Origin of the sequence: Methylobacterium sp. E-025 (assembly GCF_022829705.1) — a bacterium.
GTDB lineage: Bacteria > Pseudomonadota > Alphaproteobacteria > Rhizobiales > Beijerinckiaceae > Methylobacterium.
The window spans coordinates 102,399-126,437 of sequence record NZ_JAKSYR010000115.1 but is presented as its reverse complement, the minus strand read 5'-3'; the positions used below and the strand labels follow the sequence as shown (position 1 = coordinate 126,437).

Here is a 24,039-nt window from a genome sequence, read left to right as displayed (position 1 = left end):
CCGTTACGCTTCGTTAACCATCCGCTCGCCATCCTGTGGCCTTCAAGCCGGGAGCGACCGTGGTGACCCAGACCCTGACCCTCAGCTTCGACGACCCCACCGCCGAGTGCCCGCTGCCGCCCGACGCGCTCGGCCGGATCTCCCGCGCCGACCCGGAGACCGTGTCGGCGATGGTCTGCGAGATCCCCGAGGCGACCCGCGCGCGGCTGGCGGTCTACCTCTACGGCCGCAGCCACACCCACGAGCTCGGCATCCGGATCGCGGCCACCTGCGACGGCGCGGTGCTGCGCCGCGCCGCCGGCCTCGTCGGCAACACCCTCTACGACCTGTCGCGCCGCCCCTACGCCGCCCCGAGCTACGGCAGCCACCGTTCGCAGGGCAGCCGGATCAGCCTCGGCGGTCCACGCCTCGACAGCCGCCGCGGCTAGAGCGGTTGCCCTCATCGATCGATCGCGGAAACGAGTCTGACCTGCTGAGGGGCCGCATGTTCGTCACGCAGGCCGGCATCCGCCGCCCTTGAGGATGCTCCGCGGCGGTACGGACGGCACAGGACGTGGTACGGCCGGCCCCTCTGCGAGGGATGCCGCCATGTCGTGGATCAGCCTCACCCGGTTGCGGCTTCGCGGCTGGCGGTTCGTGCCCGGATTCGCGTGGTACGCGATCCGGTCGAGCCGGCAGGCCTCCAGGGCCGCCGGCTACCGCGACGGCGCGCTGCTCAACGACGCCAAGCTGACCTTCTGGACCGTCACCGCCTGGACCGACGAGGCGGCGATGCGCGCCTACGTGCTGGCCGGCGACCACCGCGCGGCGATGGGAAAGCTCGCCCGCTGGTGCGACGTGGCCTCCGTCGCCCACTGGATCGCGCCGGACCTGCTGGACTGGCCCGAGGCCGACCGGCGGATGCGCGAGACCGGCCGGCCCTCCAAGGTCCGCCATCCGTCGCCCGCGCACGCGGCGCTCGCCTACGATCCGCCGCGCACGACCCGCGGCGGACGGCTTCCCCGGGCGGCCGGCTGAGCCGGCCCGCTCAGCCCGGTTTCCGCTCGTCGGCCTTCAGCTCCGGGAAGTCCGACTGGGCGAAGGCCAAGCCCCGGAACGGGTCGTCGGTGGTGCCGTCGTGCTCCAGGCGCCGGAGCTGGACCCGGCGGATCTTGCCGGAGATGGTCTTGGGCAGCTCCGCGACGAACTCGATCGCCCGCAGCCGCTTGAACGTCGCGAGCCGCGCGTTGGTGAAGCGGAAGATGTCGAGGGCGGTCTCCCGCGTCGCCTCCGCGCCGCCGACGAGCGACACGAAGGCCTTCGGGATCGTGTAGCGGATCGCGTCGGGCGCCGGCACCACCGCCGCCTCGGCCACCGCCGCATGCTGGATCAGCACGCTCTCCAGCTCGAACGGGCTGATGCGGTAGCCGGAGGACTTGAACACGTCGTCGGCGCGCCCGACGAAGGTCAGGGTTCCGTCCGGCTCGACGAAGGCGACGTCGCCGGTGCGGTAGAGCGGCCCGTCCGCGCCGGAAAGGTGGCCGGCGCCGTCGTCGTAGCCCTGCATCAGGGCGGCCGGGCGGTGCTCGCCGAGGGCGAGGCAGACCTCGCCCTCGCTCGCCGGCTGATCGTCGATGTCGAGGATGCGGACCGTGTAGCCCGGCAGCGGCCACCCCATGGCGCCGGGCTTCACCGTCTGGCCCGGGGTGTTGGCGACCTGGGCCGTGGTCTCGGTCTGGCCGTAGCCGTCGCGGATGGTCAGGTTCCAGGCGTCGCGCACCCGCTCGATCACCTCCGGGTTCAGCGGCTCGCCGGCGGCGCAGACCTCGCGCAGCGCCAGGTCGTGCCCGGTCAGGTCCTCCTGGATCATCAGCCGCCACACCGTCGGCGGCGCGCACAGGGTGGTGACGCGGCAGCGGGCGAGCACCGCGAGCAGGGCAGGGGCCGAGAACGGCGCCTGGTTGACCACGAACACCGTGGCGCCGGCGTTCCAGGGGGCGAAGACCGAGGACCAGGCGTGCTTGGCCCAGCCGGGAGAGGAGACGTTGCAATGGACGTCGCCGGGCTGCAGCCCGAGCCAGTACATCGTCGACAGGCTGCCGACCGGATACGAGCGGTGGCTGTGCCGCACGAGCTTGGGCTTCGCCGTGGTGCCGGAGGTGAAGTACAGCAGGAACGGGTCGTCGGCGCCGGTCGCCGCGTCGGGCGCGAACGCGTCGGAGGCCGAGAATGCGGCCGCGTAGGGTTGCCAGCCGGGCGCGGCCGGCCCGGTCGTCAGGCGCACCACCGGCCCCAGGTCGACGCCCTCGAACTTCGGCACCTGATCGGCCCCGGCCACGATCAGCCGCGGCCGCCCGCGCTCCAGCCGGTCGGCCAGCTCGCCGTCGGTGAGCAGCGTGGTCGCCGGGATCACGATCGCCCCGAGCTTCATCGCCGCCAGCATCGTCTCCCACAGGGCCGGCACGTTGCCGAGCAGCAGCAGCAGGGTGTCGCCGCGTCGCAGGCCCAGCGACCGCAGGTGGTTGGCGACCTGGTTCGAGCGCCGGCTCATCTGCGAGAACGAAACCTTCGTCTCCGCCCCCGAGGCCGCGTCGACGATCCACAGGGCAGGGCGGTCGCGGGTCTCCGGGCGGGTCGCGAGATCCGCGTCGAACCAGTCGAGCGCCCAGTTGAACGCCGCCGCGTCCGGCCATCGGAAGCCCGCATAGGCCGCCGCGTAGTCGGTGCGGCGGGCCAGAAGAAAGTCGCGGGACTCGCGAAAGCTCGGCATCGGCGTTCTCCCTGGTTTTCGGTGGCTTTTCCGTTGTCTTGTGTTCGATCAGTCTTTTGCTGAACTGAAGCTTCGGCGGAGCATCTTTCCCCTCTGCGGGGGCTATCACGTCCGCCCGGCTCGCGCGTTTCGGTTCGAAAACCCCCACCGTCCTCCCGGGGCGCCGGAGGCGAGCCCGGGATGACGGGGCGGGGCCGGATGAGTTTCGCTCGAGGCCGGGACGATGCGTGAAGACGATCGGCCTCCGTAGCGAGAAGTGGCGCTACCCGTGCGTGAACTTCGGCGCGCGCTTCTCGACGAAGGCGGCCATGCCCTCCTTCTGGTCCTGGGTGGCGAACATCGCGTGGAACACCCGCCGCTCGAAGCGCACGCCTTCCGTGAGCGTGGTCTCGTAGGCGCGGTTGACCGCCTCCTTGGTCATCATCGCGATCGGCTTGGACATGCCGGCGATGGTTTCGGCGACCCGCATCGCCTCCGCGACGAGCCCGTCGGCGGGCACGACCCGCGAGACCAGCCCGGCCCGCTCGGCCTCGGCCGCATCCATCATCCGGCCGGTCAGGCACATCTCCATCGCCTTGGCCTTGCCGACGAACCGGGTCAGCCGCTGGCTGCCGCCGATTCCGGGCATCACCCCGAGCTTGATCTCCGGCTGGCCGAACTGCGCGGTGTCGGCGGCCAGGATCAGGTCGCACATCATCGCGAGCTCGCAGCCGCCGCCGAGCGCGAAGCCGGCCACGGCCGCGACGATCGGGGTCCGCAGGGCCGTGAAGCGCTCCCAGTCGGCGAAGCGGTCGCCGGCATACATCTCGGCATAGGTCGCCGCCTGCATCTCCTTGATGTCGGCGCCGGCGGCGAAGGCCTTGGCCGACCCGGTGATCACGATGCAGCCGATCCCCGGATCGGCATCGGCGGCGGTCGCCGCCGCGATCAACGCGCGGGTGAGCTGCGCGTTGATCGCGTTCAAGGCCTTGGGCCGGTTCAGGGTGATGAGCCGGACGCGCCCGCGCGTCTCGATGAGGATCGTCTCGTCCCCGGTCAGATTCTCCGGCATGGTCAAACCTCCTCGCGCGGTCCGCGCAGCATCTGGACGATCGCCGAGAAATCCTGCCCGCCGTGGCCTTGCGCGTCGAACCGGGCATAGAGGCGCTCGGCCTCGGCGCCGAGGGGCGTCGCGGCGCCGGCGGTGCCGGCGGCTTCTTGCGCGAGGCGCAGGTCCTTCAGCATCAGGGCGGCAGCAAAGCCCGGCCGGTAGCCGGTGTTGGCGGGCGAGGTCGGCACCGGCCCCGGCACCGGGCAATAGGTGGTGAGCGACCAGCACTGCCCGGACGAGACCGAGGCCACGTCGAACAGGGCCCGCTGCGAGAGCCCGAGCTTCTCGCCGAGCGCGAAGGCCTCGCACACGCCGATCATCGAGATGCCGAGGATCATGTTGTTGCAGATCTTGGCGGCCTGGCCGGCGCCGGCCGCACCGCAATGGAACACGCTCCGGCCCATCCGCTTCAGGATCGGCTCGGCGGCGGCGAAGGCCTGTTCCGAGCCGCCGGCCATGAAGGTCAGCGTCCCGGCCTTGGCGCCCCCGGTGCCGCCGGAGACCGGCGCGTCGATCGCGGGGCAGGAGCGCGCCTCGGCCAGGGCGTGGGCCTCTCGGGCGCTCGCGACGTCGACCGTCGAGGAATCGATCAGCAGGGTGCCGGCGGGGACCGCTCCGGCGACCTGCGACCAGACCTCGACCACGTGTCGGCCGGCCGGCAGCATCGTCACCACCGCGGACGCGCCCTCGACCGCCTCCAGCACCGAGCCGGCGACGGCGACGCCCTCGGCCCGCGCCGCCTCCAGCGAGGCCGGGGCGAGGTCGAACCCGCGGACCGCGTGCCCGGCGCGGACGAGGTTGGCCGCCATCGGGCCGCCCATGTTGCCGAGCCCGATGAAGGCGATGGTCTGGGGCCGCGTCGTCATGGGTTCCTCCCGTATGTCTCTCACGGCGGCGCTCTGCGTGGAGCACGACCGATCCTTGTTCCTTGCTCCCATCCACCCCCTCATCCTGAGGTGCCGGAGCGAAGCGGAGGCCTCGAAGGAGAGATCCAGGTCCCGCTGCGATCCCTTGAGCCCTCCTTCGAGGCCCGCTGGCACGGGCGCCTCAGGATGAGGGGGCGGGGTGGGACAAGACGTCGTCCGGCACCGAAAAGACCGGGGCCGCCCGCGGCGCGAGCCAGCCGGCGATCCGTTCGGGATCGACCGCGTCGAGGGTCGGCGGCGACCAGCGCGGCGCCTTGTCCTTGTCGATCACCGCCGCGCGGATGCCCTCGCGAAAATCCCCCTCCGCCAGCAGAGCGAGGGACGCGTGGAACTCGCGCTCCAGGCAGGCCTCCAGCGTCGTCGCCGCGCGGCCGAGACGCAGCAGGCGCAGCGTCAGCACGAGGCTCGACGGCGACTTCTCCAGCAGCGTCGCGCGCGTCCGCCCGGCGAATTCGGAGCCTTCGCCGGCGAGCGCGGCGAGGATGTCCTCGACGCGATCGTGCGCGAAGCAGCGGTCGATGACGGCTTGCGCCGCAGCGAGCGGGGCCGGCCCCGGCGTGACGGCGCGCGCGTCGATCGCCGCCCGGACGGTGGCGTGGCCGGCCTCCGGGGCGAGGGCGGCGAGCGCCTCGATCAGGGCGGGCAGCGTCGCTGCGGGCACGCAGGCGTCGGCGACCCCCGCGAAGATCGCGTCGGCCGCGCCCATGGGCTCGCCGGTCAGCCCGAGATAGGTCCCGGTCTCGCCGGGCGCGCGCGGCAGCAGCCAGGTGCCGCCGACGTCGGGCAGGTAGCCGATGCCGGTCTCCGGCATGGCGATGCGGGAGCGCCCGGTGACGACGCGGTGGCCGGCATGGCCCGACAGCCCGACGCCGCCGCCCATGGTGATCCCGTCCAGGATCGCCACGAACGGTTTTTCGCAATGCGCGATCCGCGCATCGAGGCGATACTCGTCGCGCCAGAAGTCCTCGGCGGAGCTTGAACCCGCGCTCTCGTAGAGCGAGCGCAGGTCGCCGCCGGCGCACAGGCCGCGCTCGCCCTCGCCGGTGAGCAGGATCGCGGCGACGCCTTCGTCGGCGGCGAAAAGATTGAGGGCGGCATCGATCGCGCCGACCATGCCGTGGGTCAGCGCGTTCAAGGCCTTCGGCCGGTTCAGGCGGATGCGCCCGAGCGTGCCGACGCGCTCGACGAGGATGTCGGGCATCAGCGCTCCCCGAGCAGCGCGCGGGCGATGATCACCCGCATGATCTCGTTGGTGCCCTCCAGGATCTGGTGGACGCGCAGATCCCGGACGATCTTCTCGATGCCGTACTCGGCGAGATACCCGTAGCCGCCGTGGAGCTGCAGCGCCTCGTTGGCGACGTGGAACGCGGCGTCCGTCACGTGGCGCTTGGCCATGGCGCAGAGCTTGGTCGCCTCCGACGCCCTGGCGTCGAGGGCGGCGGCCGCGTGGCGCAGGAACGCGCGGGCGACCTCGAGCTCGGTCGCCATGTCGGCCAGCCGGAACTGCAGCGCCTGGAAGTCCGAGAGCTTCTGGCCGAAGGCGCGGCGGTCGCCCATGTAGGCGAGCGTCCGGTCGAGGGCCGATTGCGCGCCGCCCAGCGCGCAGGCGGCGATGTTGAGGCGGCCGCCGTCGAGCCCGGCCATGGCGTAGCGGAAGCCGTCGCCCTCGGCGCCCAGCCGGTTCTCGACGGGCACCCGGCACTGGTCGAAGCGCACCGCGCGGGTCGGCTGGGCGTTCCAGCCCATCTTGCGCTCGTCGGCGCCGAAGGAGAGGCCGGGCGTGCCCTTCTCGACGACGATCGCCGAGACGCCCTTCGCGCCCTCGCCTCCGGTCCGGGCCATGACGAGGTAGAGGTCGCTGGCGCCGGCGCCCGAGATGAACTGCTTCTCGCCGGTCAGCACGTAGGCTTCGCCGTCGCGAACCGCGCGGGTTCGGAGCGCCGCGGCATCCGAGCCCGAGCCTGCCTCGGTCAGGCAATAGCTGGCGATCCTGTCCATCCGCGTCAGCGACGGCAGCCAGCGCCGGCGCTGCGCCTCGCTGCCGAAGGCGTCGATGATCCAGGACGACAGGTTGTGGATCGAGAGGAAGGCCGCCACCGTCGGGCAGCCTTCGCCCAGAGCCTGGAAGATCAGGCTGGCGTCGACGCGGCTCAGGGCCGATCCGCCGACATCCTCGCGGATGGTGATCGCGGCCATGCCGAGAGCTGCCGCCGCGCGAAGAGTCTCGACGGGGAAGTGCTTGCGCGCGTCCCAGTCGAGGGCGTGCGGCGCGATGTGCTCGCGCGCGAAGTTCTGGGCCATCTCCCGGATGGCCACCTGATCCTCGTCGAGCCCGAAGCGCATGGCATCAAGTCCTTGGCTGGACGGTTCTCCCTCCCCCGCAGAGGGGGGAGGGTCGGTTCACCGCATCGTCGGGATCGAGAACTCCGCGCCGCTCTTGATGCCCGAGGGCCAGCGCTGCGTCACGGTCTTGGTCTTGGTGTAGAAGCGGATCGCGTCGGGCCCGTGCTGGTTCAGGTCGCCGAAGCCCGAGCGCTTCCAGCCGCCGAAGGTGTGGTAGGCGATCGGCACCGGGATCGGCACGTTGACGCCGACCATGCCGACGTTGACCCGGGCGGTGAAGTCGCGCGCCGCGTCGCCGTCCTGGGTGAAGATCGCGACGCCGTTGCCGTACTGGTGGGTGGAGGGCAGCGCCAGCGCCTCCTCGTAGTCCTTGGCCCGCACGACCGAGAGGACCGGGCCGAAGATCTCCTCCTTGTAGATCATCATGTCGGCGGTGACGCGGTCGAACAGGCAGCCGCCCATGTAGAAGCCGTTCTCGTAGCCCTGCAGGGTGAAGCCGCGGCCGTCGACGGCGAGCTCGGCGCCCTCCTGGAGGCCGGTCTCGATGTAGCCCTTCACCCGCGCCACCGCCTCGGCGGTGACCATCGGGCCGTAATCGGCCGAGCCGTCGTGCGAGGGGCCGATCTTGAGGCTCTCCACCCGCGGCACCAGGCGCTCCATCAGCCGGTCGGCGGTGCCCTCGCCGACGGGGACGGCGACCGAGATCGCCATGCAGCGCTCGCCGGCCGAGCCGTAGCCGGCGCCGATCAGCGCGTCGACGGCCTGGCCCATGTCGGCGTCGGGCATGATGATCATGTGGTTCTTGGCGCCGCCGAAGCACTGGGCGCGCTTCCCCGTCTGCGCGGAGCGGACGTAGATGTACTCGGCGATCTGCGAGGAGCCGACGAAGCCCACCGCCTTGATGTCCGCGTCGTCGAGGATCGCGTCGACCGCCTCCTTGTCTCCGTTGACGACGTTGAGGATGCCCGGCGGCAGGCCGGCCTCCAGGAAGATCTCGGCGATGCGCATCGGCACGCCGGGGTCGCGCTCGGACGGCTTGAGGATGAAGGCGTTGCCGCAGGCGATGGCCGGGGCGCATTTCCAGAGCGGGATCATCGCGGGGAAGTTGAACGGCGTGATGCCGGCGACCACGCCCAGCGGCTGGCGCAGGGAGTAGACGTCGATGCCGGGGCCGGCGCCTTCCGTGAACTCGCCCTTCAGCAGGTGCGGGATGCCGCAGGCGAACTCCACCACCTCGACGCCGCGCTGGATGTCGCCCTTGGCGTCGGGCACGGTCTTGCCGTGCTCGGAGGCCAGCAGCTCGGCGAGCGAATCCGTCTCGCCGCGGATCAGCTCGAGGAAGCGCATCATCACGCGGGCGCGCTTCTGCGGGTTGGTGGCGGCCCAGGCGGCTTGCGCGTCGCGGGCGTTCTCGACCGCCGCGCGAAGCTCGGCGCGGCTCGCCAGGGCGACGCGGGCCTGGACCTCGCCGGTCGAGGGAAGGAACACGTCGGCGAAGCGGCCGCTGGTGCCCGCGACGGTCTTGCCGCCGATGAAATGCCCGATCGTGCGCATGTGCGCCTCTCCTGTGCTCGTTTCCTCAGGTCCGGCCGGCGCGACGGCCGACCGATTTTGAGCGGACCATAGCAGCGCCGATCGGGCGATAAAGCTGGACCTGCTCGCAGCCGTTGTGCATCGATGCACAGCGCCATCCCCGTCGGACCCAGCCCGTGAGCCTCAAGAAGACCCGCAACTGGGACGACCTGCGCTTCTTCCTCGCCGTCGCCCGCACCGGCACACTGACGGCCGCGGCGGCGCAGACCGGCACCGAGCACACCACCGTGGCCCGGCGCATCCTGGCCCTGGAGGAGGGGCTCGACCGCCGGCTCTTCCACAAGAGCAACCTCGGCTACGCGCTGACCGAGGCCGGCGAGGCGCTGCTCGGGACGGCGGAGGCGATGGAGAGCGCCTTCGTCTCGGGCTCGGCGGCCGGCGGCACCGGGCGGAGCGTCGCGGGCACGGTGCGGATCGGCGCGCCGGACGGGTTCGGCAGCGTGTTCCTCGCGCCGCGGATGCACCGCCTGACCGAGGCCCATCCCGGGCTCGAGATCGAGATCATGGCGACCGCGCGGATCTTCAGCCTGTCGAAGCGCGAGGCGGACATCGTCGTCAGCCTGTCGGCACCGCAGCAGGCGCGGGTGGTGACACGCCGGCTCACCGACTACCGGCTCTTCGTCTACGGGTCGAAGGCCTACCTCGCCGCGGCCGAGCCGATCCGGACGGCGGCCGACCTCGGGCGGCACCCGTTCGTCAGCTACATCGAGGACATGCTGTTTGCGCGGGAGCTCAACTACCTCAACGTGATCGGGCCGGGCGCCAGCGCGCGGCTGCGCTCGACGAACCTGCTCGCCCAGGTGCACGCCACGCTCGCCGGTGCCGGCCTGTGCATCGTGCCGGCCTTCATCGCGGCCGCCCATCCCGGCCTCGTGCCGGTGCTGCCGGACGCGCTGTCGCTGACGCGGGCCTTCCACATGCACATCCACGAGGACCACCGGAAGGCCGCCCACATCCGCGAGGTGGCGGCCTTCATCGTCGGCGCGGTCGAGGCGGCGCAGGCGCTGTTTTCGCGGGCGGGATAGTGCGTCGCACCGGCAAGCTCAGGCAGGATACTGCGCGCCGGATGTCGCGCGACGGGCGCCGACCGGGCTTGTCCTCGCGCCCGCGCAGCCGCTAGCCTGCCTTTCGTATTCTGCGTTCATTCGCGCGCGTCCCCTCGGCGCGTCCCTTTGGAAAGACGGATCCAACGCCATGATCAGCGCCATCGCCCTGCCGCGGCTGATGCGGATCGGAGCCGGTGCGTGCGGGCTGCTGCCGGAGGTGCTGGGGCAGCTCGGGCTGTCCCGGCCGTTCGTCGTCACCGATCCCTACCTCGCCGACAGCGGCCGGGCGGGGCGGCTCGTCGAGCGCCTGGCGGCGGCCGGCATCCGGGCCGGGCTGTTCTCGCAGACCGTGCCGGACCCGACCGTGGCCTCGGTGGAGGCGGCTTTGGCCGCGCTCAAGGCCGGCGACCACGATTGCGTCGTCGGCTTCGGCGGCGGCAGCCCGATGGACACGGCCAAGGCCGTCGCGGTGCTCGCCCGCCACGGCGGCCACATGCGCGACTACAAGGCGCCCCACAGCCAGGACGCGCCCGGCCTGCCGATCCTGGCGATCCCCACCACCGCCGGCACCGGCTCGGAGGCGACGCGCTTCACCATCGTCACCGACGAGGCCACCGACGAGAAGATGCTGTGCGCCGGCCTCGCCTACCTGCCGGTGGCGGCGCTGGTCGATTACGAGCTGACCCTGAGCAAGCCCGCGCGCCTCACCGCCGATACCGGGATTGACGCGCTGACCCACGCGATCGAGGCCTACGTCTCGCGGAAATCCAACCCGTTCTCGGACGGGTTCGCGCTCGCCGCGATGCGGGCGATCGCGCCGAACCTGCGCCGGGTCTGGACCGATCCGGGCGACCGGGCTGCGCGGGAGGCGATGATGTTCGGCGCGACGCAAGCAGGCATCGCCTTCTCGAACAGCTCGGTGGCCCTCGTCCACGGGATGAGCCGGCCGATCGGCGCGCATTTCCACGTGCCGCACGGGCTCTCGAACGCGATGCTGCTGCCGGCCGTCACCGCCTTCTCGGCGCCGGGCGCGCCCGGGCGCTACGCCGCCTGCGCCCGGGCGATGGGCGTGGCGCGGGAGGGCGACGACGAGCGCAACGCGGTCTCCCGCCTGATCGCCGAGCTGCAGAACCTCAACGACGACCTGCAGGTGCCGACGCCCGGCGACTACGGCATCGACGAGGCCCGGTGGAACGGCCTGATCCCGACCATGGCGGCGCAGGCCCTGGCCTCGGGCTCGCCCGGCAACAACCCGGTGGTGCCGGACGCGGAGGCGATCGCGACGCTGTACCGCCAGGTCTGGGCCGCCTGAGCGGGACGGGCGGGGCAGCGGGATGCGGGCGGCTGCCGGCTCAGGCGGCCTGGCCGCCGTAGGTCGCGAACGAGGACTCGACCTTGTCCGCGAGCGCCGGCTCGACCTCGGCCGAGACCTTGAGGCGCCCGGCGAGCTTCGGCTCGCCGTCGGTGTGGGTCTTCTCGACGCGGCCGTCCTCGATGTCGGCGCCCGCGGTCTCGGTGCCGGCGCTGTTCTCGTCCGAGACCGGCGCGATGGTCACGGCCTTGCGGTCGATCTTGTGCTCCTGGACGAGGTGCTCGACCGCCATCTCGGCGTCGCGGCGGGTCTCGAACGTGGCGGCGATGATCTTCGACATGGATCTGGCTCCGATGGCGGGGCGGTCCGGCCCCGCGGGGGTTCCGCCGTCAATCGCAGGCGCGGCGCTCCGTTCCGGATCGCCGCGCCTCGTGCGTCAGTACATCGGCGTGCCGCCGGTGACGGGCACCAGGGCGCCGGACATGTAGCTGCCCTCGCGGGACGCCAGCAGCACGTAGGCCGGGGCGAGCTCGGCCGGCTGCCCGGCGCGGCCGAGGGGCGTGTCGGCCCCGAGCTGCTCGATCTGCTCGGGGCTCTTCACGATCGGCTGGATCGGGGTCCACACGGGGCCGGGCGCGACGCAGTTCACCCGGATGCCCTTCGGCGCCAGCAGGTTCGACAGCCCGATCGTCAGGCTCGCGATCGCGCCCTTGGTGGCGGCGTAGATCAGCATCGTCTTGTCGGCGACCTTGGCCTGCTGGCTCGTCGAGTTCACGATCGCCGAGCCCGGCTTCATGTGCGGCACCGCCGCCTGGGCGAGGTAGTACATCGCGAAGACGTTGGCGCGGAACGAGCCCTCGAGGTCCTCCGCCGTCACGTCGTCGAGCCCTTCGTTGATCGTCTGCGCGGCCGCGTTGTTGACCAGGACGTCGAGGCGCCCGAACGCGGCCACCGTGCGGGCGACGAGGTCGCGGCAATGGGCCTCCTCGCGCAGGTCTCCCGGCAGCAGCAGGACGCGGCGCCCGGCCCGCTCGACCCAGCGCGCCGTCTCCTCGGCATCGGACTGCTCGACCGGCAGGTAGGAGATCGCCACGTCGGCGCCCTCGCGGGCGTAGGCGATCGCCACCGCGCGGCCGATCCCGGAATCGCCGCCGGTGATCAGCGCGACCTGATCCGTCAGCAGCCCCTTGCCGACGTAGCTGTGCTCGCCGTGATCGGGGGCGGGGGTCATCCGCGACGACAATCCCGGCCGCTCCTGCTGCTGGTCGCCGGGGAAGGGGGGCCGGGCTCCGGCCTCGCGGGGATCGTCGGTCATGGTTGGCTGCTCCCGGTGTCGCTTCCCATCGAGATAGGGCGCAGCGCCGCGGACGCAGGCGCGACCCGATGACCGCGGCGCCGGCGATCCCGATCGAACGATCGCGGCGACGCCTCAGATCGCCAGGCCGAGCTGCAGCGGTTCCGCGGCGTCGCCGTGGTCGAGGGCCGAGAGCGAGACGCCGAGCAGCCGCACGCTGCGCCGGAGCGGGCGGAGGTCGCGCAGCAGGCCCAGGCTGATCGCCTCCAGGCTGGCGCGGTCGCCGACGGGGGCCGCCAGGGAGCGCGCCCGCGTGACCTGCGCGAAGTCGGAGAACTTCACCTTCAGCGTCACGGTCCGGCCGCGCAGCCCCTTGGCGGCGCAGGCCGCCGCGACCTTATCGAGGATCGGCGCGAGGCGCTCGGCGAGGATTTCGAGGTCGGCGCTGTCGTCGGAGAAGGTGTTCTCGGCACCGATCGACTTGCGGATGCGGTGCGCCCGCACCGGGCGCTCGTCGATGCCGCGGGCCACCCCGTGATAGTAGGGGGCGGCGCTGCCGAGGATGGCGGCCAGATCCTCCAGCGAGCGGGCCTTGAGGTCGCGGCCGGTGTGGATGCCGAGGCGGCGCATTTTCGCCTCCGTCACCGGGCCGATGCCGTGGAAGCGGCCGATGGCGAGGTCCTCGACGAAGGCCGGGCCCATCTCGGGGGTGATCACGAACAGCGCGTCGGGCTTGCGGTAGTCCGAGGCGACCTTGGCGAGGAACTTGTTGTACGAGACGCCGGCCGAGGCGACGAGTCCGGTGCGCGCGCGGATCGTGGTGCGGATCGCCCGGGCGACGGCGGTGGCGGTCGGCAGGCCCTGCAGGTTCTCGGTGACGTCGAGGTAGGCCTCGTCGAGGGAGAGCGGCTCGATCACCGGCGTGTGCTCGGAGAACACCGTCCGGATCTCCTCCGAGATGCCGCGGTAGACCTCGAAGCGCGGGCGCACGAACACCAGGTCCGGGCAGAGCCGGCGCGCCGTCACCGAGGGCATCGCCGAGCGCACCCCGAAGGCCCGCGCCTCGTAGCTCGCGGCGGCGACCACGCCGCGCTCGCGCGAGCCGCCAACCGCAACCGGCCGGCCGCGCAGGGCCGGGTCGTCGCGCTGCTCGACGGAGGCGTAGAACGCGTCCATGTCGATGTGGATGACTTTCCGTACCGGGGCGGTCACTGCGCTGTCCCGTTCCGCGAGACCGCCGCACCGCAGGGCGGCCGCCTCAATGTTCGATCTTTGTTCCGACTGTCCATCACCGCGGGGCGCGGTTCAACCCACCCGGGCGCCGCCGTCCACCGCCGAGCGCACGATCGGCGGCCGCGGCAAAGGCTTTGTTAACCGACCCGGACGATGGTCGCGCCATGGTCGTCCGTCGCCGCGTCAGAATGGTCGTTTTGCCTCTCAGCCTCTGGACCCTGTCCGGGCTGGTGGTCGGCTACTTCGTGTACCAGGCCGAGAACGGCAACCGGGGCCTGGAGGCCAAGCGCGCCCTCAAGATCCAGGCCTTCGGGCTCACCCGGGAGCTCGCGGCGGCCAAGGCCGAGCGGGCGACCTGGGAGCACCGCGTCGCGCTGCTGCGCAGCGAGCAGATCGACCGCGACCTGCTGGAGGAGCGCGCCCGGGTCGTCCTCGGCCGGGTGCACGCCAACGACGTGGTCGTCATCGACCCGTGAGCGGGCACCGCCTCCAGTCCCACGCGCGCGTCCCGGCTTGAGCGCAGCCCGCATCCGCCGTCCCGAGGGGATCATGCGGATCGGGCATGCGGATCGGGTATGACAACCACAAACACCTGTCAGAGCGTCGGCCCTCGCATTCCCGGAGCGCGTGTCCTAAACCGGGAGGGAACAGACGCCAGCACGGGAGCACGCCGATGGATGCCGCGAAAGATGCGGGGCAGCCCAACCCTGCCGCGGAGACGCCGGAGGCCGTGGCGGCCGAGCACCAGCCCGCACCGAACGCGCCGCAATTCACCCGCGAGGAAGACCTCCACGCCTACCATCAGATGCTGCTGATCCGCCGCTTCGAGGAGAAGGCGGGGCAACTCTACGGAATGGGCCTGATCGGCGGGTTCTGCCACCTCTACATCGGCCAGGAGGCGGTCGTCATCGGCATGCAGATGGCCTCGGTCGACGGCGACCAGGTCATCACCGGCTACCGCGACCACGGCCACATGCTCGCCTGCGGCATGGACCCGAAGGGGGTGATGGCCGAGCTCACCGGCCGCCGCGGCGGCTACAGCCGCGGCAAGGGCGGCTCGATGCACATGTTCAGCCGCGAGAAGCAGTTCTTCGGCGGGCACGGCATCGTCGGCGCGCAGGTCTCGCTCGGCACCGGCCTCGGCTTCGCCGACGCCTACCGCAAGAACGGCAAGGTCAGCCTGACCTACATGGGCGACGGCGCGGCCAACCAGGGCCAGGTCTACGAGAGCTTCAACATGGCGCAGCTGTGGAAGCTGCCCGTGGTCTACGTGATCGAGAACAACCGCTACGCCATGGGCACCTCGGTCGCCCGCGCCTCGGCGCAGACGGACTTCTCCCGCCGCGGCATCTCGTTCGGCATCCCCGGCGAGCAGGTCGACGGCATGGACGTGCGCACGGTCCGCGAGGCGGCGGGCCGGGCGATCGCGCATGCCCGCACCGGGGAGGGGCCCTACATCCTCGAGATGCAGACCTACCGCTATCGCGGCCACTCGATGTCCGACCCGGCGAAGTACCGCACGAAGGACGAAGTCTCGAAGATGCGCGACGAGCACGACCCGATCGAGATGGTGCGCAAGCGCCTGATCGAGCTGCACGGCGTCGCCGAGGCCGAGCTCAAGGCCACCGACGCCAAGGTCCGCGAGACCGTCAACGACGCCGCCGAGTTCGCGACGCACGATCCCGAGCCGGATCCGTCCGAGCTGTGGACCGACATCCTCCTGGAAGCGCGCGCCTGAGGGCGCCGCCGCCCCGCGACGATCCCCTGCCAGGCCGCCCCGCCCGCCTCACCGATCAGAGACCCTCCATGGCGACCGACATCCTGATGCCCGCCCTGTCTCCGACCATGGAGGAGGGCAAGCTCTCCAAATGGCTCAAGAAGGAGGGCGACGCGATCAAGTCCGGCGACGTGCTCGCCGAGATCGAGACCGACAAGGCGACCATGGAGGTCGAGGCGATCGACGAGGGCACGCTCGCCAAGATCCTGGTCGCCGAGGGCACCGAGGGCGTCGCCGTCAACACCCCGATCGCGATCATCGCGGGCGAGGGCGAGGACGTCGCGGCCGCCGCCGCCGGAGGGGCCTCGTCGAAGCCGAACGGTGCGGACACGGGCGGGCAGCCCGCCCCGACGCCGACGATGCAGGCCGAGGGCATGGCCTCCGGCCCGTCGGCCACCGCCAAGACCGGCGACGACAAGCCCGCGGCGCCGGCCGCGCCCGCCACCATCACCAACAAGGCCACCGAGCCGGTGATGGAGGAGTTCCCGGCCGGCACCGAGATGGTGACGATGACCGTCCGCGAGGCGCTGCGCGACGCCATGGCCGAGGAGATGCGCCGGGACGAGGACGTCTTCGTGATGGGCGAGGAGGTCGCCGAGTACCAGGGCGCCTACAAGGTCACGCAGAACCTGCTGCAGGAATTCGGCGCCCGCCGCGTGGTCGACACCCCGATCACCGAGCACGGCTTCGCCGGCATCGGCGTCGGCGCGGCCCTGTCGGGCCTGAAGCCGATCGTCGAGTTCATGACCTTCAACTTCGCCATGCAGGCGATCGACCACATCATCAACTCGGCGGCCAAGACCCTGTACATGTCCGGCGGCCAGCTCGGCTGCCCGATCGTGTTCCGCGGCCCCAACGGCGCCGCCGCCCGCGTCGGCGCCCAGCACAGCCACGACTACGCCGCCTGGTACTCCAACGTGCCGGGCCTGAAGGTGATCGCCCCCTACACGGCGTCGGACGCCAAGGGCCTGCTCAAGGCCGCGATCCGCGACCCGAACCCGGTGATCTTCCTCGAGAACGAGATCCTGTACGGCCAGACCTTCCCGGTGCCGAAGCTCGACGACTTCGTGCTGCCGATCGGCAAGGCGCGGATCCACCGCACCGGCAAGGACGTGACCATCGTCTCCTTCGCCATCGGCATGACCTACGCCCTGAAGGCGGCGCAGATCCTGGCCGACCAGGGCATCGAGGCCGAGGTGATCGACCTGCGCACGATCCGGCCGATGGACACCGAGACCGTGCTCGCGTCGGTCAAGAAGACCGGCCGCTGCGTCACGGTGGAGGAGGGCTTCCCGCAATCGGGCATCGGCGCCGAGATCTCGGCCCGCCTGATGGTCGACGCGTTCGACTACCTCGACGCGCCGGTGCTGCGCGTCACCGGCAAGGACGTGCCGATGCCCTACGCCGCCAACCTCGAGAAGCTGGCGCTGCCCAACGTCGCCGAGGTCGTCGAGGCGGCCAAGGCCGTCTGCTACCGGTGAATGCGATCCGCCTTCGTGCCTGACCGGCGGGAACGGGGCCGATCGATGGGTCATGACGTCGTATGAGTGAATCCTTCCAAGCCCTCGAGATTCCCCCCGACGCCCTGGAGCAGGGCGGCATCGAGGTGCTGCGCGCCGCCGTGGTCGACGGGGCGGTGAGCGTGGCGTTGCGCCGGTCCTTCGACGACCCCGCCACGTGGGGCCGCCTGATGGTCGACCTCGCCCGGCAGGCCGCCCGCGCCTACGTCCTGGAGACCGACCTGTCGGAGGAGGAGGCGTTCGAGCGCATTCGCGCGGGGTGGGAGGCCGAGGGCCTCGATCCCGGCGGCCTGAACTGACGGGATTCTGGCCATGGCCGAACCCGCGCTCCGGCACGCCACCTACGCCGACCTCGAAGCGGTCCCCGATCACCTCGTCGCCGAGATCATCGACGGGGCGCTGGAGACGCATCCGCGACCGCGGCCGCGGCATGCGATGGCGGCGTTGGATCTCGGCTCCGTTCTGGGCCCCCCTTTCCGGCACGGACGCGGCGGACCGGGCGGCTGGATCTTCATGATCGAACCCGAGCTCCATCTCGGAGCGCAGGTCGTGGTGCCCGATCTCGCCGGCTGGCGCCGCGAGCGGCTGCCGGCCGAGCCGGAGACCGCCTTCGTCGAGACGCCGCCGGACTGGGTCTGCGAGATCCTGTCGCCGTCCACGGTGCGTCTCGACCGCGGCCCGAAGCGGCGCATCTACGCGGAGGCCGGCGTCGGGCACCTCTGGCTGCTCGATCCCGCCGACGGCGTGCTGGAGGCCTTCGCGCTGACCGCGTCCCGATGGCTGCTGCTCGGGACGGTGACGCGCCGCGAGACCGTGGCCCTGCCGCCCTTCGACGCCGTCCCGTTTCCGCTGGACGACCTGTTTCCCTTCGCCGATCCCCGCGCCGAACCCGACGCCCCCTCCCTGCCCTCGGACGAGACCTGAACCATGCCCGTCAACGTCCTGATGCCCGCCCTCTCGCCGACCATGGAGAAGGGCAACCTCGCCAAGTGGCTCAAGAAGGAGGGCGACGCGATCAAGTCCGGCGACGTGCTCGCCGAGATCGAGACCGACAAGGCGACCATGGAGGTCGAGGCGATCGACGAGGGCGTGCTCGCCCGGATCGTCGTGCCCGAGGGCACCGCCGACGTGCCGGTCAACGACCTGATCGCGGTGATCGCCGTGGACGGCGAGGATCCGGCCGGGGTCCAGGCGGGCGGCGCGGCGCCGGCGCCGGCCCAGGCGCCGAAGGCCGACGCGTCGTCGGCGAACGAGAACACCACGCCCGGCGGCGGCCACATGTCCTACGAGCGGGTCAACGAGGCCCCCGACGGGGCGCGGCCCGCTTCCGAGCCCGTTAGCGCCAAGTCCGAGGGCGCCGCCCATCCGCCGAGCGGGGCGGGCGAGCGCGTCTTCGCCTCGCCGCTGGCCCGCCGCATCGCGAAGCAGGAGGGCATCGACCTCTCGGCCGTGCAGGGGTCGGGCCCGCGCGGCCGGGTGATCGAGCGCGACGTCCGCGCCGCCAAGGAGGCCGGCACCGGCAAGGCCGCGCCCGCCCCCAAGGCGGCCCCGAAGGCGCCCGAGGCGGCACCGCCGGCGCAAGCCGCCGCGCCCGCCCCCGCGGCCAGGGCCGCCGGCCTCACCACCGATCAGGTCCGCGGCTTCTACGCCAAGGACAGCTACGAGGAGGTGCCGCTCGACGGCATGCGCAAGACCATCGCCAAGCGCCTCACCGAGGCGATGCAGGTTGCGCCGCACTTCTACCTGACCGTGGATTGCGAGATCGACGCGCTGATGGCGCTTCGCGAGCAGCTCAACCGGAGCGCCGGCAAGGACAAGGACGGCAAGCCGCTGTTCAAGCTCTCGGTCAACGACTTCGTCATCAAGGCGATGGGCCTCGCCCTGACCCGGGTACCGATGGCCAACGCCGTCTGGGCCGAGGACCGGGTGCTGCGCTTCAGGAACGCCGAGGTCGGCGTCGCCGTGGCGATCGACGGCGGCCTGTTCACCCCGGTCATCCGCCGGGCCGACGAGAAGACGCTGTCCACCATCTCCAACGAGATGAAGGACTTCGCGGCCCGTGCGCGCGCCAAGAAGCTGAAGCCGGAGGAGTACCAGGGCGGCGTCACCTCGGTGTCGAACCTCGGCATGTTCGGGATCAAGCACTTCACCGCGGTGATCAACCCGCCGCAATCCTCGATCCTGGCGGTCGGCGCCGGCGAGAAGCGGGTCGTGGTCAAGGACGGCGCGCCCGCCGTCGCCCAGGTGATGACCGCGACCCTCTCCTGCGACCACCGCGTGCTCGACGGCGCGCTCGGCGCCGAGCTGATCGCGGCCTTCAAGGGCCTGATCGAGAGCCCGATGGGGATGCTGGTCTGACGACGGGCCGGTCGCGCGGCGCGGCGAGACCGCGTCGTGCCGAGCCGAGCCGCCGGCCGCTTTCGCGATAAGTGCCGGAGCGGTCGGCGCGCAGCACCTTCTGAATACATTATCTCTCGGCGTTGAGCCGGATTCGCCGCTCTGCTAGCACCGCCTCCAACGGCCCGCGGATCAACCCGGGCCATCGGAGGAATGCGCCCGTGGAACCCGTCCAAACCTGGAACCAAGTCTACGATCCGTTCGGCAACCCGTGGCTGTCGACGCTGGCCGCCTCCGTGCCGGTGATCGCGCTGCTCGCCATGATCGCCAGCGGCCGGGTCAAGGCCCACATCGCGGCCGTGCTCGCCCTGGTGCTGGCCTTCGCCCTCGCCGTCGGCGCCTTCGGCATGCCGCTCGGCCTCGCGACCCGCGCCTCGCTGCTCGGGATGGTGACCGGGTTCTTCCCGATCGGCTGGATCATCCTCAACGTCATCTTCCTCTACCGGCTGACGGTGGAGAAGGGGTGGTTCGCCATCCTCCAGCAATCGGTGGCCGGCATCACCACCGACCGGCGGCTGCAGCTGCTGCTCGTCGCCTTCGCCTTCGGCGCGTTCTTCGAGGGCGCGGGCGGGTTCGGCACGCCGGTGGCGGTCACCGGCGCGATCCTGATCGGGCTCGGCTTCTCGCCGCTGGCGGCCTCCGGCCTGTCGCTCATCGCCAACACCGCGCCGGTGGCCTTCGGCGCGCTCGGCGCGCCGATCCAGGGCCTCGCCTCGGTGACGGGCTACGACCCCTACGTGCTCGGCGCGATGATCGGCCGGCAGCTGCCGGTGTTCTCGCTGATCGTGCCGTTCTGGCTGATCTGGGTGTTCGCGGGCTTCCGCGGCATGGTCCAGGTCTGGCCGGCGATCCTGATCTGCGGCGGCGCCTTCGCCGCGGCCCAGTTCGGCATCTCGAACTACGTCAACCCGTGGATCGTCGACATCGGCGCCTCGATCGCGGCGATGGGCGCCCTGGTGCTGTTCCTGAAGGTCTGGAAGCCGGCCACGATCTGGACCTCGCCGGCGCTGCGCGGCAACGACCCGTCGATCGGCTACGGCGCGCCGCGGCCGGTGGCGCTCGGCGCGGGGGTTCCCTCCGATCTGCCCCGCGCCCCGGTCGCCACCGGCCGCACCGCCACCTCCTCCGAGATCGCGCTGGCCTGGCTGCCGTGGATCATCCTGTCGGTGATCGTGGCGATCTGGGGCACCGGCTGGTTCAAGGCCATCGTCAACCCGATCTTCACCTGGAAATACGAGGTGCCGGGCCTGCACAACGTGATCATGAAGGTGCCGCCGGTGGTGGCCAAGGCCCATCCCGAGGGCGCCGTCTTCCTGTTCACCTACATGTCCTACACCGGCACCGGCGTGCTGATCGCGGCGCTGATCTCGGGCGCGCTGATGCGGTTCTCGCCCGTCCGCCTCGTCACCGCCTACGTCGAGACGATCTGGGTGCTGCGCTACTCGCTGGTCACCATCGCGGCGATGCTCGCGCTCGGCGTACTCACCCGCTACGCCGGCGTCGACGCGACGCTGGGCCTGGCGTTCGCCGGAACCGGCATCCTCTACCCGTTCTTCGGCACGCTGCTCGGCTGGCTCGGCGTCGCGCTGACCGGCTCCGACACGGCCTCCAACGTGCTCTTCGGCGGCCTGCAGAAGATCACCTCGGAGCAGCTCGGCCTGTCGGGCGTGCTGATGGCCTCGGCCAACTCGTCGGGCGGCGTGATGGGCAAGATGATCGACGCCCAGTCGATCGTCGTCGCCTCCACCGCCACCGGCTATTTCGGCCAGGAGGGCAAGATCCTGCGCTTCGTGTTCTGGCACTCGATCGCGCTCGCCTGCCTGGTGGGCGGGCTGGTGATGCTCCAGGCCTACGTGCATCCCTTCACCGCGATGGTGATCCACGTTCCGTAGCCTCGCGCCCGAGATCGCCGGCGACACCAAAAAAGCCCGCCCCCCTGCGGAGGGGGCGGGCTTTTCCTTTGGTGCAGTCTGGCGACGGGGGGGCGGCCTCAGGCCGCCCGCACGCCGGCCAGGAAGTGGTCGACCGCGCCGCGCAGGTCGCCGGCCTGGCTTGACAGCGCGCTCGCCGCGGCGAGCACCTGGGCCGAGCCGGAGCTCGCCGTCCCGGCCGCCTCGCTGACGCCCCCGATATGCTCCGACACCGCGCGGGTGCCCTGCGAGGTCTGGGCCGTGGTGCGGGCGATCTCGCCGGTCGCGGCCCCCTGCTCCTCGACCGCGGCGGCGATGTCGCCGCCGATCTGGGCCAAGCGCCGGATCACGTCGGTGATCCCGCTGATCGCCTGGACCGAGGCGTCGGTGGAGGCGCTGATCTCGACGACCTTGGCCGTGATCTCCTCGGTCGCCCGGGCGGTCTGGCCGGCCAGCGACTTCACCTCCCGCGCCACCACCGCGAAGCCGCGTCCCGCCTCGCCCGCACGGGCCGCCTCGATGGTGGCGTTGAGGGCGAGCAGGTTGGTCTGGTCGGCGATCTGCGAGATCAGCCCGACGATCTGGGCGATGCTGCCGGCCGCCGTGGCGAGCCGCCGGACCTCGCCGGCCATGCCCTCGGCGTCGCGCTCGGCCGCCGCCGCGAGGTCGGCCGAGGCCGTGACCTGGGTGCCGATCTCGGCGACCGAGGCCGAAAGCTCCTCGGTCGCCGCCGCCACCGTGTCGGCCGAGAGCGCCGCCTCGTGCGACGCGCGGGCGACCTGAAGGCTCAGCGACGAGGCGTCCCCGGCCGCCCGCGTCATGCCGTGGGCCGCCGCCTCGAGCTGGATCGCCGCCGCCGAGACCGCCTCGACGATGCCGCCGACCCGATCCTCGAACCCGTCGGCGAGCTCGAGCGCCGCCGCGCGCCGGGCCAGCTCGGCGTCGGCCGACATCCGCTCCTGCGCCGCGCGGCTGCGGCGGCGCTCGGCGACGTTGTCGCGGAACTCGATCGCCGCGGCGGCGATGGCGCGGACCTCGATCGGGCCACCCTGGGGAATCGCCACGTCGTCGTCGCCGCGGCCGATGGCGGTGAGCGCCCGCGACATCCGGATCAGCGGCCGGGCCACCGCGGTGCCGAGGCCGAAGGCGAGGGCGCCCGACAGCAGGAAGATCGCGAGCGCCGCCCCCGACCAGATCGCGAGCGCCCGTTCGGCCGTCGCGCGAACGCCGCCGGCCTCCGCGGCGAGGTCGGCGGTGAGGTGGTCCTCGACCGCCTTGAGGCCGTCGATGCGCTGGGTCGCGAGTCGGAACCAGAGCGGGGCGTCGCGGAAGGCCAGGGCTTCGCCGGGCATGGTCTCGAGGGCGACCTTGCGCAGGCGCGCCACCTCCCGCGCCGGGGCGGTGGCCTCCGCGGCATCGAGCAGGGCTCCTTGCGCCGGCTCCGCCCGGGACCGGAACAGGCCCTCGTAGGTGGCCTGGTCGGCCTGGAGGGTGGCGAGGCGGCGGATCCCGGCGAGGTCGAGGCTGCCGGCGGCGAAGGCGGCGGAGGCGGCGGCACGCTCCTGGCCGGCATATTCCTTCATCGTCAGGAAGGCGGCGTAGGAGGCGGCGTGGTTGGCGATCCCGACGGGGCCGATCACGCCCGACAGGGCGCGGACCAGCCCGAGGCCTTCGCCGATCAGACCGGTATAGGCGGCGGCCGCCTGGGGCGCCGTCGGCTTCAGCGCGTCGACGGCGTTGCGCTGCGCGTCCAGGCCGTCGAGCGCCTGCGCGAAGGCGGTGGCCTTGCGGGTGAAGGCGGGGCCGTAGGCCGCCGCGCCGGCCGTGACGGCGGCGGCGAGGCCCTGGCGCGCGGCGTCGGTGCGGGCGCGCTGCGCGACCAGCTCCGCCTTGAACTGCGACCCCTTCGAGGCGAGGAACAGGCTGGAGGCGCCGCGCTCGCGCTGGCCCTCGTGCGCGAAGGCGCTGATCCGCGAGGCGAGGCCGACAAGGTCCTCGACCTGGACCATCTCGGCGCGCTGCGCCATCCGGTCGGAGATCGCGACACCGGCCACCGCAGCGAAGGCGAGGCAGGGCGCCAGCGCCACCGCCACGATGCGTCCCCGCAAGGACATCGGAACACCGGTCTTCATTCGCCCACGCATCCCAAGTCTTCGCACCGCGTCGATACGGACGACTGCGCTACAACCGGTAAAGACGCCGTTGCCATCACAGGTCGATGCGCTGTTCGATCGTCGCGGGCGCGATCTTCAACGGCGGGAGCCCGTCGGCAGCGTATTCGCGGACCCGGACACCAGGACATCGGCGGGCGATGCGGACGCGTCGTCGGGGCGACCCCCGGGCACGACTTCCGGACCTGCGCGAAGATCCGCGATCCCGCCGACGGATCGGGACGCGGCGGCATGCATTCCGGACGCCCGATCAAGACGCCGCGCCCGGCGCCGCCCTATCACGAGGCGCCGAGAGCGCGCGCGGCGGGTCGGCCGCGACGACGCCGGGCGTACCCTTGGGAGGCCATCATGATCCGTACCATCCTCGCCGCGAGCCTGCTGATCGCCGGCCTCGCCGCCGCCCGGGCCCAGACCGGCGACATGTCCTGCGCCGACTATCTGAAGGCCGACGCGCAGGCGCAGGCCTCGATGAGCGCCGCCGACAAGGCGATGATCGCCGCCGACCCGCAGGCGGCCGCGATGGACGCGAAGATGCGCGCCTACTGCAAGGCCAACCCGAAGGCCTCCTCGTCCGAGGCGGCGATGAAGGCGATGCAGTAATCCCGCCGGAGCCGCGCGCCCGGCACGGGCGCGCGGTGATCCTGGTCGTCGGCCGCCCCCCGAACGGGGCCGGCGCAG

Annotated in this window: 22 protein-coding genes; 12 read left to right on the top strand and 10 right to left on the bottom strand. The window is 72.0% G+C overall.

All coding sequences use genetic code 11. The features are described 5' to 3' along the window. The first annotated feature begins 62 nt into the window (after nucleotides 1–62). Both MKK64_RS16640 and MKK64_RS16635 read left to right on the top strand, forming a co-directional pair. Nucleotides 63–428, top strand: coding sequence for a hypothetical protein (locus MKK64_RS16640; protein ID WP_243933212.1), 366 nt, complete (start codon nucleotides 63–65; stop codon nucleotides 426–428). Nucleotides 429–588: 160 nt separating this feature from the next. After that, nucleotides 589–1,017 carry a DUF3291 domain-containing protein gene (locus tag MKK64_RS16635; RefSeq protein WP_243935988.1) on the top strand — a complete coding sequence of 143 codons (429 nt, stop codon included), beginning with the start codon at nucleotides 589–591 and terminating at the stop codon, nucleotides 1,015–1,017. Between the two features lie 10 nt (nucleotides 1,018–1,027). On the opposite strand, the gene MKK64_RS16630 is transcribed toward MKK64_RS16635, so the two are convergent. From MKK64_RS16630 to MKK64_RS16605, 6 genes are all read right to left on the bottom strand, one after another. Then, on the bottom strand, nucleotides 1,028–2,749 hold the full coding sequence (locus MKK64_RS16630) for an AMP-binding protein (RefSeq protein WP_243935987.1): 1,722 nt from the start codon (nucleotides 2,747–2,749) through the stop codon (nucleotides 1,028–1,030). Between the two features lie 262 nt (nucleotides 2,750–3,011). Further along, the gene (locus MKK64_RS16625) at nucleotides 3,012–3,800 is read right to left on the bottom strand and encodes an enoyl-CoA hydratase (protein WP_147728087.1); all 789 of its coding nucleotides are present in this window, start codon (nucleotides 3,798–3,800) and stop codon (nucleotides 3,012–3,014) included. 2 nt (nucleotides 3,801–3,802) lie between these two features. Beyond that, nucleotides 3,803–4,705 carry a 3-hydroxyisobutyrate dehydrogenase gene (gene mmsB, locus MKK64_RS16620; RefSeq protein ID WP_243935986.1) on the bottom strand — a complete coding sequence of 301 codons (903 nt, stop codon included), beginning with the start codon at nucleotides 4,703–4,705 and terminating at the stop codon, nucleotides 3,803–3,805. Nucleotides 4,706–4,886: 181 nt separating this feature from the next. Beyond that, a complete protein-coding gene (locus MKK64_RS16615; protein ID WP_243935985.1) occupies nucleotides 4,887–5,966 on the bottom strand; it encodes an enoyl-CoA hydratase/isomerase family protein in 1,080 nt (359 codons plus the stop codon). Next, entirely contained in the window at nucleotides 5,966–7,108 is a 1,143-nt protein-coding gene (locus MKK64_RS16610) for an acyl-CoA dehydrogenase family protein (protein ID WP_243935984.1), read from the bottom strand. The genes MKK64_RS16615 and MKK64_RS16610 overlap by 1 nt, the downstream gene beginning before the upstream one ends. A gap of 57 nt (nucleotides 7,109–7,165) precedes the next feature. Next, entirely contained in the window at nucleotides 7,166–8,662 is a 1,497-nt protein-coding gene (locus tag MKK64_RS16605) for a CoA-acylating methylmalonate-semialdehyde dehydrogenase (protein WP_243935982.1), read from the bottom strand. Between the two features lie 155 nt (nucleotides 8,663–8,817). Between MKK64_RS16605 and MKK64_RS16600 the strand changes: the two genes are divergently transcribed. Both MKK64_RS16600 and MKK64_RS16595 read left to right on the top strand, forming a co-directional pair. Next, the gene (locus tag MKK64_RS16600; protein WP_243935981.1) at nucleotides 8,818–9,726 is read left to right on the top strand and encodes a LysR family transcriptional regulator; all 909 of its coding nucleotides are present in this window, start codon (nucleotides 8,818–8,820) and stop codon (nucleotides 9,724–9,726) included. Between the two features lie 169 nt (nucleotides 9,727–9,895). Beyond that, nucleotides 9,896–11,059 (top strand): iron-containing alcohol dehydrogenase, encoded by a 1,164-nt coding sequence (locus tag MKK64_RS16595; RefSeq protein WP_243935979.1) that lies wholly within the window; start codon nucleotides 9,896–9,898, stop codon nucleotides 11,057–11,059. Nucleotides 11,060–11,099: 40 nt separating this feature from the next. Here MKK64_RS16595 and MKK64_RS16590 read toward each other — a convergent pair whose 3' ends face one another. The 3 genes from MKK64_RS16590 to dinB form a co-directional block, all read right to left on the bottom strand. Further along, nucleotides 11,100–11,399, bottom strand: a complete 300-nt coding sequence (locus tag MKK64_RS16590) for a hypothetical protein (RefSeq protein ID WP_147727705.1) — start codon at nucleotides 11,397–11,399, stop codon at nucleotides 11,100–11,102. A gap of 96 nt (nucleotides 11,400–11,495) precedes the next feature. Beyond that, nucleotides 11,496–12,374 carry an SDR family oxidoreductase gene (locus MKK64_RS16585; RefSeq protein WP_147727704.1) on the bottom strand — a complete coding sequence of 293 codons (879 nt, stop codon included), beginning with the start codon at nucleotides 12,372–12,374 and terminating at the stop codon, nucleotides 11,496–11,498. 114 nt (nucleotides 12,375–12,488) lie between these two features. Next, nucleotides 12,489–13,529 (bottom strand): DNA polymerase IV, encoded by a 1,041-nt coding sequence (gene dinB / locus MKK64_RS16580; RefSeq protein ID WP_147859264.1) that lies wholly within the window; start codon nucleotides 13,527–13,529, stop codon nucleotides 12,489–12,491. Nucleotides 13,530–13,750: 221 nt separating this feature from the next. Here dinB and MKK64_RS16575 point away from each other — a divergent pair, with 221 nt between their 5' ends. From MKK64_RS16575 to MKK64_RS16545, 7 genes are all read left to right on the top strand, one after another. Then, on the top strand, nucleotides 13,751–14,062 hold the full coding sequence (locus tag MKK64_RS16575; RefSeq protein WP_147728758.1) for an FtsB family cell division protein: 312 nt from the start codon (nucleotides 13,751–13,753) through the stop codon (nucleotides 14,060–14,062). Nucleotides 14,063–14,259: 197 nt separating this feature from the next. Continuing rightward, on the top strand, nucleotides 14,260–15,324 hold the full coding sequence (gene pdhA / locus MKK64_RS16570) for a pyruvate dehydrogenase (acetyl-transferring) E1 component subunit alpha (protein WP_147728757.1): 1,065 nt from the start codon (nucleotides 14,260–14,262) through the stop codon (nucleotides 15,322–15,324). 68 nt (nucleotides 15,325–15,392) lie between these two features. Then, a complete protein-coding gene (locus MKK64_RS16565; RefSeq protein WP_243935977.1) occupies nucleotides 15,393–16,844 on the top strand; it encodes a pyruvate dehydrogenase complex E1 component subunit beta in 1,452 nt (483 codons plus the stop codon). A 62-nt stretch (nucleotides 16,845–16,906) separates the two neighbouring features. Next, complete coding sequence (locus tag MKK64_RS16560; protein WP_243935976.1) at nucleotides 16,907–17,182, top strand: DUF5076 domain-containing protein; 276 nt, start codon at nucleotides 16,907–16,909, stop codon at nucleotides 17,180–17,182. A 13-nt stretch (nucleotides 17,183–17,195) separates the two neighbouring features. Continuing rightward, on the top strand, nucleotides 17,196–17,807 hold the full coding sequence (locus MKK64_RS16555; protein ID WP_147728754.1) for a Uma2 family endonuclease: 612 nt from the start codon (nucleotides 17,196–17,198) through the stop codon (nucleotides 17,805–17,807). 3 nt (nucleotides 17,808–17,810) lie between these two features. After that, nucleotides 17,811–19,241 (top strand): pyruvate dehydrogenase complex dihydrolipoamide acetyltransferase, encoded by a 1,431-nt coding sequence (locus tag MKK64_RS16550; RefSeq protein WP_243935975.1) that lies wholly within the window; start codon nucleotides 17,811–17,813, stop codon nucleotides 19,239–19,241. 200 nt (nucleotides 19,242–19,441) lie between these two features. Continuing rightward, on the top strand, nucleotides 19,442–21,172 hold the full coding sequence (locus MKK64_RS16545) for an L-lactate permease (RefSeq protein WP_243935974.1): 1,731 nt from the start codon (nucleotides 19,442–19,444) through the stop codon (nucleotides 21,170–21,172). Nucleotides 21,173–21,270: 98 nt separating this feature from the next. Here MKK64_RS16545 and MKK64_RS16540 read toward each other — a convergent pair whose 3' ends face one another. Continuing rightward, complete coding sequence (locus MKK64_RS16540; RefSeq protein WP_409567962.1) at nucleotides 21,271–23,304, bottom strand: methyl-accepting chemotaxis protein; 2,034 nt, start codon at nucleotides 23,302–23,304, stop codon at nucleotides 21,271–21,273. A gap of 405 nt (nucleotides 23,305–23,709) precedes the next feature. Here MKK64_RS16540 and MKK64_RS16535 point away from each other — a divergent pair, with 405 nt between their 5' ends. Further along, a complete protein-coding gene (locus MKK64_RS16535) occupies nucleotides 23,710–23,961 on the top strand; it encodes a hypothetical protein (RefSeq protein WP_147728850.1) in 252 nt (83 codons plus the stop codon). Nucleotides 23,962–24,039 lie beyond the last annotated feature (78 nt).

What these genes read in the sequence shown, in the direction of transcription:
- MKK64_RS16635 (WP_243935988.1), top strand. Translation starts at nt 589, where the DNA reads ATGTCGTGGATCAGCCTCACCCGGTTGCGGCTTCGCGGCTGGCGGTTC.
- MKK64_RS16630 (WP_243935987.1), bottom strand. Translation starts at nt 2,749, where the DNA reads ATGCCGAGCTTTCGCGAGTCCCGCGACTTTCTTCTGGCCCGCCGCACC.
- MKK64_RS16625 (WP_147728087.1), bottom strand. Translation starts at nt 3,800, where the DNA reads ATGCCGGAGAATCTGACCGGGGACGAGACGATCCTCATCGAGACGCGC.
- mmsB (WP_243935986.1), bottom strand. Translation starts at nt 4,705, where the DNA reads ATGACGACGCGGCCCCAGACCATCGCCTTCATCGGGCTCGGCAACATG.
- MKK64_RS16615 (WP_243935985.1), bottom strand. Translation starts at nt 5,966, where the DNA reads ATGCCCGACATCCTCGTCGAGCGCGTCGGCACGCTCGGGCGCATCCGC.
- MKK64_RS16610 (WP_243935984.1), bottom strand. Translation starts at nt 7,108, where the DNA reads ATGCGCTTCGGGCTCGACGAGGATCAGGTGGCCATCCGGGAGATGGCC.
- MKK64_RS16605 (WP_243935982.1), bottom strand. Translation starts at nt 8,662, where the DNA reads ATGCGCACGATCGGGCATTTCATCGGCGGCAAGACCGTCGCGGGCACC.
- MKK64_RS16595 (WP_243935979.1), top strand. Translation starts at nt 9,896, where the DNA reads ATGATCAGCGCCATCGCCCTGCCGCGGCTGATGCGGATCGGAGCCGGT.
- MKK64_RS16590 (WP_147727705.1), bottom strand. Translation starts at nt 11,399, where the DNA reads ATGTCGAAGATCATCGCCGCCACGTTCGAGACCCGCCGCGACGCCGAG.
- MKK64_RS16585 (WP_147727704.1), bottom strand. Translation starts at nt 12,374, where the DNA reads ATGACCGACGATCCCCGCGAGGCCGGAGCCCGGCCCCCCTTCCCCGGC.
- dinB (WP_147859264.1), bottom strand. Translation starts at nt 13,529, where the DNA reads ATGGACGCGTTCTACGCCTCCGTCGAGCAGCGCGACGACCCGGCCCTG.
- MKK64_RS16575 (WP_147728758.1), top strand. Translation starts at nt 13,751, where the DNA reads ATGGTCGTCCGTCGCCGCGTCAGAATGGTCGTTTTGCCTCTCAGCCTC.
- pdhA (WP_147728757.1), top strand. Translation starts at nt 14,260, where the DNA reads ATGGATGCCGCGAAAGATGCGGGGCAGCCCAACCCTGCCGCGGAGACG.
- MKK64_RS16565 (WP_243935977.1), top strand. Translation starts at nt 15,393, where the DNA reads ATGGCGACCGACATCCTGATGCCCGCCCTGTCTCCGACCATGGAGGAG.
- MKK64_RS16560 (WP_243935976.1), top strand. Translation starts at nt 16,907, where the DNA reads ATGAGTGAATCCTTCCAAGCCCTCGAGATTCCCCCCGACGCCCTGGAG.
- MKK64_RS16555 (WP_147728754.1), top strand. Translation starts at nt 17,196, where the DNA reads ATGGCCGAACCCGCGCTCCGGCACGCCACCTACGCCGACCTCGAAGCG.
- MKK64_RS16550 (WP_243935975.1), top strand. Translation starts at nt 17,811, where the DNA reads ATGCCCGTCAACGTCCTGATGCCCGCCCTCTCGCCGACCATGGAGAAG.
- MKK64_RS16540 (WP_409567962.1), bottom strand. Translation starts at nt 23,304, where the DNA reads ATGTCCTTGCGGGGACGCATCGTGGCGGTGGCGCTGGCGCCCTGCCTC.
- MKK64_RS16535 (WP_147728850.1), top strand. Translation starts at nt 23,710, where the DNA reads ATGATCCGTACCATCCTCGCCGCGAGCCTGCTGATCGCCGGCCTCGCC.